The organism is Pedobacter sp. (assembly GCF_039594775.1).
Lineage (GTDB): Bacteria > Bacteroidota > Bacteroidia > Sphingobacteriales > Sphingobacteriaceae > Pedobacter.
Genome location: NZ_JBCNMT010000004.1, coordinates 302,990 through 317,497, shown reverse-complemented (window position 1 = coordinate 317,497; position 14,508 = coordinate 302,990). Strand labels below are relative to the sequence as shown.

Genomic DNA, 14,508 nt, shown 5'->3' with positions numbered 1-14,508 from the left:
GCTGCAAATTTACGATTATTAGTCAGAAGTCCGATGTTCGAGGATAGAAGTTCAGAAGGATAGATATAAACTTACAACCATTTAACAATCGGAAAACGACTTTTCTTCAGACTTTCAACTTCCGACTTCCGACTTTATCTATTACCTTTGAAACATGAGCACAATCTTGATTAAAGCAGCCAGTATTGTAAATGAAGGCAACATATTCACTTCAGATCTTTTAATAAAGAATGGAAGAATAGAGAAAATTGATTCGAACATTAATGCTAACGCCGATACAGAAATCAATGCAGAAGGCTTGCATTTGTTACCTGGCATGATTGATGACCAAGTACACTTCCGCGAACCTGGTTTAACCCACAAGGCAGATATTTTCACCGAAAGTATGGCTGCTGTGGCTGGGGGAATCACCTCTTTCATGGAAATGCCCAATACGGTACCTAATACTTTAACTCAAGCGCTTTTGGCAGATAAATATGCCATTGCCAAGCACACTTCGTTGGCCAACTATTCCTTTTATATGGGTGCCAGTAACGACAACATTGAAGAGGTGCTTAAAACTGATCCGAAAAATGTGTGTGGCGTTAAGGTATTTATGGGTTCGTCGACCGGAAATATGCTTGTTGACAACGAAAAGACCTTAGAAAATATCTTTAGCAAAGCCCCTATGTTGGTGGCTACGCATTGCGAAGACGAAGCCACCATTCGCCATAACCTAGCTGTTTATAAAGAGAAATATGGAGATGATATTACGATAGACATGCACCCGCTCATTAGAAGTGCTGAGGCTTGCTATAAATCCTCATCTCTAGCAGTAGAACTTGCCAAACGTTACCAAACTCGTTTGCATATCTTGCACATTTCGACCGCTAAGGAAGTGGGCTTATTTGACAATATCCTACCTTTAGCAGAAAAGAAAATTACGGCCGAAGCCTGCGCGCACCATCTTTGGTTTAATGATACGGATTATGCCACGAAAGGCAATTTCATTAAATGGAACCCTGCTGTAAAAACCGCAGCCGATCAAGCTGGCATTTTGCAGGGCTTATTGGATGATCATATTGATGTGATTGCTACCGACCACGCTCCCCACACCATTGAAGAAAAGAATCAAGCTTATTTACAAGCACCCTCTGGTGGTCCTTTGGTACAACACGCCTTACCTGCATTGTTAGAAATGCACTTGCAAGGTAAAATCTCCTTGGAAAAAATTGCCGAAAAGGCTTCGCACAACGTGGCTACCTGCTTTAACTTAAATGAACGTGGATTTGTGAGAGAAGGTTATTGGGCTGATTTGGTTTTGGTTGACCTGAACGATCCTTTCAAAGTAACCAAATTAAACTCCCTGTATAAATGTGGATGGTCGCCTTTTGAAGGACAAACTTTTGGTGCCAGCATTACCCACACTTTTGTTTCTGGAAACTTAGCCTACCAAAAAGGAAAGTTTATGACCAGCGAAACGGGACAACGTTTAACGTTTAACAGATAATTTTTGTTTTAAATTGACATCTGTTAAGCATATACGCAACACGACTTTTGTCCTGTTAGCATTTACCCTCATCATTTTCGTTTTGGGACTATATCCCCAAGCGGTTGAAAGCTATTACAGCGAGCTGATCTATCCTGTAATTTCGATGGTGCAGCGTTGCATTGCCTCGTTTTTTCCTTTTGCCATTGGCGATTTACTTTATACTTTACTGGTTATTTACGTCATTAAAGAGGTGGTAATCTTCATCAGCAAAACAAAAAAGGACAAAGACGCATATCTGCTCTTTGCATTAAGGAGTATAAACTTTATGCTCATCATCTACCTTTCTTTTAAGGTATTATGGGGCTTGAATTATTCTCGCCCACAAATCAATGAACAACTTCAGATCAGTAAAAAACCTTACCAAAAAGAGCAGCTTTTGCGGTTGAGTAGTCTTTTTATTGACAAATTAGAAAAGCTGGGCAAAGCTATTGGCGATACGTCTGTTAATTATACGATAGAAGAGCTACAAGATCGTGCAGCCACTAGTTATAATATTTTAGCAGTGAAACAGCCACTGTTCGAATACAAATATCATGCGGTTAAACCTGTGGTTAGCGGCTGGCTCACGAGCAAATTGGGTATAGAAGGTTACTACAACCCTTTATCTGGCGAAGCCAACATTAATACCAAGCTTCCCGAATTTGTATTGCCCTTTGTAGTTTGCCATGAAATGGCGCACCAAGTGGGTGTTGCCCGTGAGGATGAAGCTAATTTAGTGGGTTATTTAACCGCTGTCCATAGTGAGGATATCCAATTTAGATACTCTGCCTATTACAATATGCTAAGGTATGTGCTGTTCGAAATCAGGATGAAATATCCAGAGGATTACAACGTGCTCATTACGCAAATACCACAACAGGTAATTGACCATTTTAAGCAGGAAAGGGAGTTTTGGGCAAAGTACAATGGCTCTATGTCGGTTTACATGGGCAAAACCTTCGATAAAATCCTAAAGCTTAACAACCAACAGAAAGGCATCAACAGCTATCAGGATATTGTACTTTGGTTGGTGAATTATCATGAAAAAGAATTAGCAGTTCTCAATTGACAGTTTTCAGTTATACCTGCAAATAAATAATGCTAACTGAGAATTACAAACTGAAGACTGGTTATCCGTGTATCGCTTCCTTATTGCCGTAACTTTTGATCAGGTTACCCTCAAATTCTAACCATTCTTTCCAACGTTTATCTACATCAACATCAATGGTATACTTACGTGCAAAATTTAGGAAGGTGGTGTAATGCGTAGCTTCAGAAACCATCAGTTCGTGATAGAATTTAGCCAGTTCTTCATCTTTAATATTTTGCGACAACACTCTGAAACGTTCACAACTGCGGGCTTCGATCATGGCAGCGAACAATAATCTATCGATAAAAGCCTGATTTCTGCTGCCGTCTTTTTTGCTGAACTTTACCAACTGCCCTACGTAATCATCCTTACGCTCGCGGCCCAAAGTATAACCACGTTCTTTAATGATGTTGATCACCATCTGAAAGTGCTCCAGCTCTTCTAATGCAATTGCTGTTAGCTCATCTACCAGATCCTGATGTTCCGAGTTTTGCGTAATGAGCGTAATGGCATTACTGGCAGCTTTTTGCTCGCACCAAGCGTGGTCGGTCAAAATTTCTTCTAAGTTAGATTCGGCAATATTGGCCCAACGCGGATCGGTAAGTAGTTTAAGTCCTAACATGGCTGCAAAATTAAAAATTTATATGGTTGAAACCTTGTAAAGTTCAAATGTTGTAGGGTTAGCTAATGGTGATTAAAAGAAATCTTCCAGCTCAATCGTAATTCGTAAATCCAAAATTGTACTTTTTAATGCACTTTTGTAAAACATGGCAACTAGAAAAGTTTTGTTCATTGGCTTGGTTTGGCCAGAGCCCACATCTTCTGCAGCTGGCACTAGAATAGTTCAGTTGGCACAATTGTTTTTGGCCAATGGCGATGAAGTACATTTTGCCTCTGCAGCATCCAAAAGCGAGTTCAGCTTTGACCTGGAAAGTTTAGGCGTTACCAATCACGACATTAAACTTAACGACAGCTCTTTTGATCAATGGCTAAGCGCATTAAATCCTGACTTGGTGGTTTTCGACAGGTTCATGATTGAAGAACAATACGGCTGGCGAGTACAGGAAGCTTGTCCAAATGCGTTGAAGATCTTAGATACAGAAGACCTACATTTTTTACGACAAGCCCGACAAACAGCCGTTAAACAAAAAAAGAACCTTACACAAAGCGATTTATACAACGACGTAACCAAGCGAGAACTGGCGGCTATTTTACGTTGTGATTTATCGCTAATCATTTCTCAAGTGGAGATGGAGCTTTTGCAAACGTTCAACATCAGTCCACACATTCTTTACTACCTTCCATTTTTGGAGGAAGAAATTACTTCAACCAAAAACTGGAATACTTTTGAGGGACGAAAAGATTTGGTTTTCATAGGGAATTATCTACATGAGCCCAATTGGCAAACTCTACAATATTTAAAGACAGCGGTTTGGCCATTATTGAGAAAAAAGCTACCGGAAGCTTCCTTACATATTTATGGGGCCTATGCTTCGGAAAAGGTGATACAATTGCACAACACTAGGGAGAAATTCCTGGTACATGGCAGGGCTGAAAACGCAAGGGAAACTATTGCCCAGTATCGCATATTGCTAGCTCCCCTACTTTTTGGAGCAGGAGCCAAAGGTAAATTTGTGGACGCCATGCAAACGGGAACTCCCATTGCCAGTACCAGTGTTGGCGCAGAGGGAATGGCTAACGGTTTAGATTGGGCGGGCATCATCAATGACAACCCTGAGCAATTAGCTGATGAAACAGCTAAGCTTTACCATGACCAGATTAGTTGGGAGCAAGCACAACAGAACGGCGTTCAAATTATTAACCAGCTATATGCCAAAAGCAAGTTTGAAACTCCTTTTCTGCAACAAATCGCCCATTTAGAAAAAAACTTAACTGAACATCGAAAACAGAACTTCTTAGGGGAAGTATTGAAACATCACACCCTACAAAGTACGAAGTATATGTCGTTGTGGATTGAGGAAAAGAATAAGTAAACAAGTATATTATCAAAATATGGAAGACATCAATGAATTAGAAACCACCTTACTAAACGGTTTAACGGAAAAATATCCGTCGTTAAAATCTCACCTCCCTCACTTAAAGGTATCCAAACGACAAATTTCTGGCTTTAGCTTATATGTGTATTTTTCTTATGTTGATTTTAACGAAGAACCAGAAATGATCAATAGCCTATTTAGCAATGGCGAAAAAATCATGATACCTACACTCAAAGATGGCTTAAGCTATGTGATTGATGTAACTGCGGGAATGGTTGAGCATATCGAATTTTCTACTTATAAAGAAAACTGGGACGGTGCCTTTGGGGAGTATCAAATTGTGGAGAGCGAAATAAATTAGTAGCAAATCATCGTTTTAAAAGTTCCGTCTCCAACCTTTTTACAACATTCAAACATTCCAGTCCCCAAAGCTTACAACATTATCGTAAATTTGCCGCATGGCAAAAATATCCATCAACCTGGCAACAGGTTCATTACAACAAGAAGAAATTATTGTAGGTATTGATTTAGGCACCACCAACAGTCTGGTCGCATTTATCAACCCAGAAAAAAATCCACAAGTAATTAACGATGCGGGCAAAGGCGTACTAGTGCCTTCGGTGATCCACTTTAACGAACAAGGCGATGCCGAAGTTGGGAATGAAGCCAAAGCTTATTTAACAACCGATCCAACCAACACTATTTTTTCTGTAAAACGATTATTAGGCCGTTCTTACAAGGATGTTGCTGAACACAGCGATATTTTTAGCTACAAAGTAATTGATGACGATACCGATGCTTTAGTGAAAATTAAAGCGGGCGATAAATTCTATACTCCTATTGAGCTGTCGGCAGAAATTTTAAAGGAATTGAAAGCCCGTGCAGAGCATGCCTTAAAAACACCAGTAAACCGTGCGGTAATTACCGTTCCTGCCTATTTTAACGATAGCCAGCGACAAGCCACCCGCGATGCCGGAAAGCTAGCTGGACTTGATGTGTTGCGTATTGTAAATGAGCCTACAGCCGCCAGTTTAGCTTATGGCTTGGGTTTAGATCCCTCTCAACAAAAAACCATTGCCGTGTATGATCTGGGCGGAGGTACTTTTGACGTTTCTATCCTTCAAATCCAAAACGGCATTTTCGAAGTGTTAAGTACCAATGGTAATACCTTTTTGGGCGGCGATGACTTTGACCGTGCCATCTTTAATTATTGGATCGAGAAAAACCAACTTGATGCGGCGGCAGTTGCAAAAGATAACGTATTCACCCAAAGTTTACGTTTGCAGGCAGAAGCAGCCAAAAAAGCATTGACGACCCAAAATCTTTACAACGAAAAGTTGGGCGAGATTTGGTGCACGCTCGACAAACAAACCTTTGAAAGCCTAATTGCAACCAAAGTACAAGAAACCATTGAAGCTTGCCAACTTGCCTTGAATGATGCTGCATTGAGCATTTCCGATATAGACGAAGTAGTTTTGGTTGGAGGTTCTACACGTACGCCTTATGTGAAAAAAGCGGTAAGTGAGTTCTTCGGTAAAACAGCCCACGACAATATTAACCCTGATGAAGTAGTAGCCTTGGGCGCTGCCGTACAAGCCGATATTTTAGCGGGAAACCGTTCTGATATTTTATTGCTAGATGTTACGCCCCTGTCGCTTGGTATTGAAACCATGGGCGGTTTAATGGATGTGATCATTGCCAGAAATAGCAAGGTACCTACCAAAGCTGGCCGCCAATACACTACTTCGATAGATGGACAGGTAAACATGAAAATTTCTGTTTACCAAGGTGAGCGTGATTTGGTAAAAGAAAACCGTAAACTGGCCGAATTTGATTTGAAAGGTATTCCTGCCATGCCGGCCGGATTACCCAAAGTAGATATTAACTTCCTGCTCAATGCCGATGGAATTTTAACCGTACAGGCCATTGAACTACGCTCTGGCGTGAAACAGGAAATTGAGGTGAAACCTAGCTATGGCCTTAGCGACGAGACCGTAGAAAAAATGTTGATCGACAGTATTACCAATGCGCAAAGCGATGTGGCTCAACGTATGTTGATCGAGGCACGCAGTGAGGGCGAGCAACTGGTTTATACTGCCGAGCGTTTTATCGAAAAAAATAAAGGATTGCTTACGGAAACCGAAATTGTAGATACCCAAACCTATATACAACAGGTAAAGGATGCCCTAAATAGTGGTGAGAAAGATTTAATTCTTAAGAAAACAGATGAGCTGAACGAATTTACCCGCCCATTTGCGGAAAGGGTAATGGATACCGCCATTGGACAGGCCATGAAAGGCAAAAAAATAGACGAGTAAAAATAAAAAAGCCATTAGTGATAATGGCTTTTTTTATGCTATCTGTTATTGTTTAAAGGCTTCTTGCATCATGCTTTGAAGCTCTGGCTTATGCTCTTCTACTACCTGGCGTCCCATATTCATTCCTTTTTCCGTTAATCCGGTAATTTTGCTGGCATATTTCTTTCCTGTTGGTGAAGAATAAAATTTAGTAAGCTCAATTAATTCAGCTTCTGTAAACTCATCAGTGTACATTTTTAAAATACGGGGCTTTAGCACTTCATAAGTAAAATATTTACCCATAAACGTTTTCATTACCTGCTTAAACTTCTCGCGATACTGCTCTGGGACACTACCTATTTGGGTACTTAACATTGCATCTACCACACCATCAAAACTGGCTTTAATACCAGAAGCCTCTACAAATTGTTCGCTGGCCTTTAAATGTTGTGCGGTTTGCGAAAAGGCAAAACTAGGTAACGCAATCAGGGCTGCAATAAAAAATCTCTTCATAAATTGGTTTAAAAAAATTGGTCGAATATAGGGATATAATTCTTACGAGAAGTAAAAATTAGTAGTTTAGTAACATAAACCCATCCCCATATTATTTACCATTATTTCGATGAAAAAGATTATACTCGTTGCCTGTTTATTTGCTTATTTCAGTACTACTTTTGCACAGCAACGCATCGTTACTACCGACATTAAAAACTTTTGGCAAGCCTATGACCAAATTAAACTGACCGCCGATAGTACCAAGCATGTTGATCTAATCAACCAACTCTATATCCAAAAGGGAACCCCTGGTTTAAAAGCGCTCATGCAGGTAAGAAACTATCAGGCACAGGGCTTTGTTAATGCCATCAAAAATTACCCCCAGTTTTGGGCATCAGTTAGAAGTAACACTTTAAAAGCTGATAATTACGCCAAAGAAATTGAGAAGGCCATTATATTGCTTCGAAAACTTTATCCAGAACTAAAACCAGCGACCATTTACTTTAGCATTGGCGCTTTGCGCACTGGAGGTACTACACTTGAAGATAAGGTGCTGATTGGTGCCGAAATTTCGATGACGGACGAAAAAACAAACACTCAAGAACTTCAAAAAAACTTTCCCCACTTACCTAGCTATTTTAAAACCAGACCTATTGATGGGTTGGTTTTTACCAATACACATGAATATGTGCACACCCAGCAAAAAAGCACCATTGGAAATACACTTTTAGCTCAGGTAGTGATAGAAGGTGTGGCAGAACTATTGGCCGAAAAATCTTTAAAAGTGGCTTCTCCCAATCCTCAAATAGCCTTTGGCAAGACCAACGATGCCCAAATAAAGGCAGCATTTGAAAAGGAAATGTTTTCGAGCTCGCTTGCCAACTGGTTATATAACAGCCCCGACAACCAATTTAAAATGCGTGATCTAGGTTATTATGTAGGTTATGCTATTTGCGAGAAATTCTATAATCTTTCGAAGAATAAAAAAGCCGCTGTTAAGGAAATGATCGAACTGGATTACAATAAAGAGGAAGACTTGGTTGCTTTTGTAGAAAAGTCGAAGTATTTCGAAAAACCTTTGGCTGTTTACAAAGAGGCATTCGAAAAATCAAGACCAGAGGTAATTGGAATTAAAGAATTTGAAAATAATAGCCAAAATGTAAGCGTGAATACCAAAACGGTAACCCTTTATTTCTCGCAGCCCATGAATGTTAACTTTAGGGGATTCGATTACGGGCCAACGGGCGAAAGAAATGTGTTGATGGTACAAAAGGTACTTGGCTTTTCGGCAGATAAAAAGTCTTTCAGCTATGAAGTAAAGCTTGAACCCAACAGACACTATCAAAGTGTAGTAACAGAAAGATTTAGAAACGAAGCCGGCATTCCTTTGAAAGCTTATTTAATCAATTTCAAAACGAAAGAATAGAAATCTAACAACACTTACGAAGTTTTAAAAACTTCGTAAGCCTACTATACCATCCAAAAACCTCATAGGTTTTATCAACCTACGAGGTTTAAAAATAAAGCCTTACAAATACTTCGCTTCGTATTCTCGTTCGTAATTCTTAGAAATTTCCGTTACTTTCAACCATTTTGCCGTGCGCAAAGATGCACTAGATGGATAATAGGAAACTACCACTTTGACTGGCTCGTTATAATTATCCGTACCTTCAAAAATCATAGATTGAATTTCATCTTTAGTCTCACTATCAACATTTGAGTATTTATAGGTTTTAAACAATAGCTTCTTCTTCATATTTACGAACTTGATCACATCTTTTCCATCGCCGTTAAGTGCTTGATAAATCCCCATGGTATTATCCAGCTTCTCCCACTTTCGCCATTCTCCATATTCTCCATTTTCCATCTTCATTCTTGTTCTTGACTTCAATAAATCCATGACGAACAACGCTGGATTTTCTTGTAAGGCAACTGTAGTTTGAATGGCTGCAATAATGATAAATAAGCTTAAAATATACTTCTTCATTTGATTAAATTTTATGGTTTAAATTAAATTCCAATAGACGTTTTACCTGTACCGCCACAAGAGGAGCAACTGCTGTAACTACCAAAAGAGACTGAGCTAGAGCCTTTTGTTTTATAGCCACCATAAACGGTAGTATGTGTTTTTCCAGACCCAAAACAGCTACCACACATTACACTCACATTTTGTTTTTGGCGTTTAGGGGCTTCACTTTTCACCTTCATTTCTTGATTGCGCAATTTATCAGTTAATCTTTGGGCGGCTATTTTGGCTTCTATATGTCCTTTATCAGCCGCTAGCAAATAGATTTTACGAGCTATTTGATCGCTCTGCTTTGTGCCAATACCCATTTCATAAAAGTAGGCAAGCACATAGGTGGCATGCCAGTCGGCACGTTCGGCGGCTTTCAAATACCAATCGAAAGCAAGCTGTTGATTCTTTTTATCGTCTCCCAATTTGAGATAATAGGTTCCCAGCGCTGTCATCGCTGGCGTATATTTATGATTTGCAGCAGCCTCAAACCATTTTATCCCCTCTTGTGCAGATTTTTCTACCCCAGTACCATTAAAGTACATAATGGCCAAATTATTCTCTGCTTTAGCGAAGCCTTGTTCTGCAGCCTTTCTATACCATTTTACCGCTTCGTCCACAGATTGCTGAACAGCCCGCCCCTCATCGTACATTAAGCCTAAGCTATTTTGCGCCATTGCAAAACCTTGTGCCGCAGATTTCTGATACCATTTAAATGCTTCTTCATCAGATTGCTTTACACCTGTGCCTGCGATATAGAAACTAGCAATGTTATTTTGTGCTTGTGCATGCCCTAACTGAGCTGCTTTTAAAAAATATTTGGCAGCTTCTACTTCCGAATTCTCTACGCCGTTACCATCCAAATAACACATAGCCAAATCATATTGAGCAGAGGCGTGGTTCATATCGGCAGCTTTACGATAATTTTTCACTGCCTCCTCGTAATTTTTCTGCTCATAAAAAGCGGTGCCTACTTTGTAAAATTCTTCAGCAGTTTGGGCCTTGGTCATCAAATTGAAAAACAATAGCGACATGAACAATAAGTATCTCATCATTATCTTTTTACCATAATTTTATGTTGGCTAACGCTGCCATCTTGGTGCACCATTTTAACTACATACCAGCCATTATTCAATGATGTAGGTAAAGAAAACTCATTTTCTTGGCTATTTATTTTCGCCAATTGTTTGCCTGAAGAGTCATATAATTCAGCAAATTTTATGGTATCATTGGCAATTCGGAAAAATTTAGCCACCGGATTAGGATAAATCATCAGTTTTTCGGCGGCTAGTGTTAAATCGAATTTCACTGTTCTGATTTCGCTATATTCAAAATCTCCATTAAAATCTAGCTGCTTCAAGCGGTAGTAATTGTATCCTTTGGTTGGCTGCTCGTCTTTATAACTATAATCAGACAATGTATTGGTGGTACCTTTACTAGCTACCACGCCAATATTTTCAAATAACCTCCCGTCGGTACTTCTTTCTATTAAAAACTTTTCGCTGTTCAATTCGCTAGCTGTTTTCCAGCTTAATACCACATCCCTCGCCGAAGCTTTAGCGGTAAAATCAATTAGCTTAACAGGCAGCGTAACAGGTACATCTCCACTGGCGATACCAATAGCGAAATCAGAGAAACCTGTAATATTTCCGGCCGTAGCTGTTACTACTCCTGCAATGGCCGTTGAGATACCATTGTCCCCGTAAAAGCCCCATGCCGAAGAGGAATTATTACGTTTCAGCACTACATAATTGCTGGCATTTGCCACGCCATTGTTATATCCTGTACCACCAAGTGTAATTCCATAATTTCCAGTAGCTAAGGCTACATTTGGAGTCACTGTCCATATCCCCGCATTTAATAAAGCAGTTACTGTTTTACCACCAGCGGTAGTATTAGGTAAGGCTCCATTAATGGTTTTACTAAAACTGGCGGCAATAGTTTGAGGTCCAGAAATATTATTCAGTTGAAGATTTGTTGGTGCGTACCGATCCGTAGTGCCTATTGGAAAATTGTACATTCCGTTAGCACTCACCTTTCTTGTGAGCTTACCTGCCACATAACTACTTGCTGAGCCACCAATAATATTATTATTGACCAATAAGGGATAAACTTCAAATGAAATATTCATGATTCCTTTGGTAAGGATTAAATCTCCATTAATTGTACCTCCATAACTTGAAGCTGTACCATTAAAATCAAGCTCAATAGATTGATTGATGGGTGTAGGAAAGTAGAATGCTAATCCTGGATTTTTAATCACTATTTTACCTGTACCAGTTGGTGCAATGGCAGCAGTTCCAAAGGTGCCCGTAAAACTTCCTGCATCGTTTATTTCAATAGTTCCATTATTGATAATGCCTAATGGTGCCGAAAAATTGACTGGCAGCTGGATTTTAGCCCCGCTGGAAATTTCTATTTTTGCAGGTGTTGCACCACTAGGGATAGTGGTTGGATAGCTAGATAACCCACCAGTAATAACGGTCTTTTTAGCGCCATCAGGAACACCATTATCCCAGTTGGCAGCATCACTCCATAAGCCATTGGCAGCGATACCAGTCCATTTGGTAATTTGCGGAACTGGTGTTAGCATTTCATCAAATTGTGCTACAAATAAATCTCCAGGATAAGTTCCGTTTGCTGTAGCCGTATAAGTGTTATTCGCAAATTTTACGGAGCTTCCATAACGCCCGCCTATGGCTATTTTATTATTTTGTCCAATTTCTAAGATATTTAATGCGCCCGAGTTCCAAGCTGAACCATTTATCTCAAAAGAATTTACCCATACATTTTGTCCGTTACTGGCATTGTATTTCATTACGAAGCCCAATGCGAAGGTGCTAGTGGCGGGTATATTAAAAATATAATCCCCTATTGCCCTGGCTGCTGCATAACCCGCTTGATGAGTGAGGACACTATACACAAATCCATTTTTCACTCTAAACATAGATTCTGATGCCAAATAAGGGGAGAGGTTGCTATATTTTACTACTGCCCCATTATGATCTAATTCAAAATACTTATTAGTGCCGGTTACAGTGGGTATCCCTTGAAAAGTTCCACCGCCCCCGCCGCCAAAAACAATGTAGCTTTTCCCCTGCTCATCAACAGTATAGCCTAATTGTACCTGTATGTTTGGAATGGTTTGTATCCATCTTTTTTGTCCATTGTTATCTAGCGATACAATAAAACTTGATAATCCTGTAGTCACGATATCTTCACCGGCTATTTTTACCGTTGCCGCACTGGCCGTAAAACAGGTAAAATAGATATTTCCTGCAGCATCCATCAAGTCTTTAAACCGTGCACCTCCATTAGAGCCTGCGTTGATGCTTTCTACTTTCCAAATCACCGAACCATCGGTTTTGTTCACTTTTAAGATATTGGTTGCCCCTTGCCCATTTTCCATTAGGATCAAGTTTCCATCTGCACTAAGGTTAATACCGCAGATTTCATATAAAGTCAAGAATTTATTCCAGAGCATGTTGCCATTAGCATCGTACTTTGCAAAAAAAGACCGTCCAGATAAAGTAGGTGTATCATCTGTACCACCGATATAGAAATCGCCATTTGCATCTACTGTAATGATCTTACTTAGCTCGTTATAACCCGTAGGCGGTGTATGTCTCTTTAACCACAGAACCGTTCCTGCGGCATTGTATTTAACGATAAAAATATCTCTGCCTGTGGGCGCTGGCAAGCTAAAAGTGCCAAGGGTAATTGCTGTGCTATATTGTCCTACGGCATAAGTATTGCCATTAGCATCTACCGCCAAATCTGTCGGTTCGCTAGCAGGTGCGAAAGATACCCCAGAGGTTGACACCCAATCCCAACCAGCGCCAGATTGCGCAGAAGAAACCAGGTGAACACCCATAATTAAAATAGAAAGTAACAGTTTTTTCATGTTGAAAACGATTAGAATAAAGCAATAGGAGATTTATTTGTTCATTTCCAGTACTAAACCATATTGGCTGGTCATTTTTAAACTGCTACTGTTAATTGTATTGATAGTCCAAGTACCGCCACCACTCAGCACAGTATAATTACCATCTGTTTTGGTAAAGGTGACTTTTGTATTGTTATCAGAAACGATGAAAGTATTGCTTTCCTTGCTAGTCGTAGTACCATTAAAAGAAACTACAAAATTAGAAGTACCACCTGTGGAAGAGGTAGCAGTTGCAGAAAAAGTACCATAAGCTGGCGATTGCAATGCCTGACCATCATACTTGCTAATTTTCCAATTTCCAGCCAAAGCCACGGTGGCTTCGGCCTCTTTATCTTTTTTGCAAGCACTAAGTGTGGCAATCGCTGTAAATAGGATGAATGATAAGTGAGTAAGTTTGGTTTTCATATCTATATAATGACCTGGTTTAAATGATCATTACAAAATTGAAAATCAGCCCTTCGGCATACAATAGAGACAAAAACTCATTTTAATAGGTACAAATACCTATAGCTTACTCTAAACCATTGGCAATAGCATACTTTACCAAACCGACAGTACTTTTACAATTGCATTTTACAAATAGATGTTGGCGGTGATTGTCGACGGTTTTCTTACTGATAAATAACTTCTCCGCAATTTCTTCGCTGGTCAATTCCTTTACAATGAGTGATAATATTTCTTTTTCCCGCGGAGAAAGCACATTCAATTTTTCATCTTGTACTTTCTGCTTTTGGTACTGTCCGTAAATAATGGGGACAATATCTTGCGAAAAGTATGTTCCGCCATTTGTAATGCGATGAAGTGCCTGAAGTAATTCACTGCGGCCAGAGTTTTTCAGGATATAACCATCAGCTTCAGCCAATACCGCTTCCTTTACTGCTTGGGCATTATTGTACATTGATAAGATAAGCACTTGAATATGCGGAAACTGTGCTTTAACCATCTTACACAACTCAGTACCCGACAACAAAGGCATGCTGATATCCGTAAGTACTAAATCGTATTTGTACGGGCTAACATTGATTAAATCAATAGCTTCCTGCCCATTATTAGCTTCTGAAACCACATGATAGTTTTGATTTTCCAACATCATTTTCAAACCATCAATCACCATTTGATGATCGTCTGCAATAAGTATATTGATATTTTCTGTGCCCAT

Annotated in this window: 13 protein-coding genes; 6 read left to right on the top strand and 7 right to left on the bottom strand. The window is 39.7% G+C overall.

What is annotated here, in order from left to right; all coding sequences use genetic code 11:
• Window positions 1–154: 154 nt before the first annotated feature.
• Entirely contained in the window at window positions 155–1,489 is a 1,335-nt protein-coding gene (locus ABDV71_RS12800; RefSeq protein ID WP_343533156.1) for a dihydroorotase, read from the top strand.
• 82 nt (window positions 1,490–1,571) lie between these two features.
• On the top strand, window positions 1,572–2,579 hold the full coding sequence (locus tag ABDV71_RS12795; protein WP_343533154.1) for a DUF3810 domain-containing protein: 1,008 nt from the start codon (window positions 1,572–1,574) through the stop codon (window positions 2,577–2,579).
• 61 nt (window positions 2,580–2,640) lie between these two features.
• On the opposite strand, the gene ABDV71_RS12790 is transcribed toward ABDV71_RS12795, so the two are convergent.
• Window positions 2,641–3,222, bottom strand: coding sequence for a tRNA-(ms[2]io[6]A)-hydroxylase (locus ABDV71_RS12790; protein ID WP_343533152.1), 582 nt, complete (start codon window positions 3,220–3,222; stop codon window positions 2,641–2,643).
• A gap of 145 nt (window positions 3,223–3,367) precedes the next feature.
• Here ABDV71_RS12790 and ABDV71_RS12785 point away from each other — a divergent pair, with 145 nt between their 5' ends.
• From ABDV71_RS12785 to hscA, 3 genes are all read left to right on the top strand, one after another.
• The gene (locus ABDV71_RS12785; protein ID WP_343533150.1) at window positions 3,368–4,594 is read left to right on the top strand and encodes a glycosyltransferase; all 1,227 of its coding nucleotides are present in this window, start codon (window positions 3,368–3,370) and stop codon (window positions 4,592–4,594) included.
• 19 nt (window positions 4,595–4,613) lie between these two features.
• A complete protein-coding gene (locus ABDV71_RS12780; protein ID WP_343533148.1) occupies window positions 4,614–4,958 on the top strand; it encodes a hypothetical protein in 345 nt (114 codons plus the stop codon).
• 97 nt (window positions 4,959–5,055) lie between these two features.
• The gene (hscA, locus tag ABDV71_RS12775) at window positions 5,056–6,915 is read left to right on the top strand and encodes a Fe-S protein assembly chaperone HscA (protein WP_343533146.1); all 1,860 of its coding nucleotides are present in this window, start codon (window positions 5,056–5,058) and stop codon (window positions 6,913–6,915) included.
• Between the two features lie 45 nt (window positions 6,916–6,960).
• Here hscA and ABDV71_RS12770 read toward each other — a convergent pair whose 3' ends face one another.
• On the bottom strand, window positions 6,961–7,407 hold the full coding sequence (locus ABDV71_RS12770) for a DUF2059 domain-containing protein (RefSeq protein ID WP_343533144.1): 447 nt from the start codon (window positions 7,405–7,407) through the stop codon (window positions 6,961–6,963).
• A 109-nt stretch (window positions 7,408–7,516) separates the two neighbouring features.
• Here ABDV71_RS12770 and ABDV71_RS12765 point away from each other — a divergent pair, with 109 nt between their 5' ends.
• Window positions 7,517–8,815, top strand: coding sequence for a hypothetical protein (locus ABDV71_RS12765; RefSeq protein WP_343533142.1), 1,299 nt, complete (start codon window positions 7,517–7,519; stop codon window positions 8,813–8,815).
• 102 nt (window positions 8,816–8,917) lie between these two features.
• Here the strand turns inward: ABDV71_RS12765 and ABDV71_RS12760 are convergent, their stop codons facing one another.
• The 5 genes from ABDV71_RS12760 to ABDV71_RS12740 all read right to left on the bottom strand — a co-directional run bounded on the left by ABDV71_RS12760 (window position 8,918) and on the right by ABDV71_RS12740 (window position 14,508).
• Window positions 8,918–9,376, bottom strand: a complete 459-nt coding sequence (locus ABDV71_RS12760) for a hypothetical protein (RefSeq protein WP_343533140.1) — start codon at window positions 9,374–9,376, stop codon at window positions 8,918–8,920.
• A 23-nt stretch (window positions 9,377–9,399) separates the two neighbouring features.
• Window positions 9,400–10,458, bottom strand: a complete 1,059-nt coding sequence (locus tag ABDV71_RS12755) for an SEL1-like repeat protein (RefSeq protein WP_343533138.1) — start codon at window positions 10,456–10,458, stop codon at window positions 9,400–9,402.
• Window positions 10,458–13,307: a T9SS type A sorting domain-containing protein gene (locus tag ABDV71_RS12750; protein ID WP_343533136.1), complete on the bottom strand. Its 2,850-nt coding sequence runs from the start codon at window positions 13,305–13,307 to the stop codon at window positions 10,458–10,460. The genes ABDV71_RS12755 and ABDV71_RS12750 overlap by 1 nt, the downstream gene beginning before the upstream one ends.
• Before the next feature lie 33 nt (window positions 13,308–13,340).
• Window positions 13,341–13,754, bottom strand: a complete 414-nt coding sequence (locus ABDV71_RS12745) for a hypothetical protein (protein WP_343533134.1) — start codon at window positions 13,752–13,754, stop codon at window positions 13,341–13,343.
• A 106-nt stretch (window positions 13,755–13,860) separates the two neighbouring features.
• Window positions 13,861–14,508 carry a response regulator transcription factor gene (locus ABDV71_RS12740; RefSeq protein WP_343533132.1) on the bottom strand — a complete coding sequence of 216 codons (648 nt, stop codon included), beginning with the start codon at window positions 14,506–14,508 and terminating at the stop codon, window positions 13,861–13,863.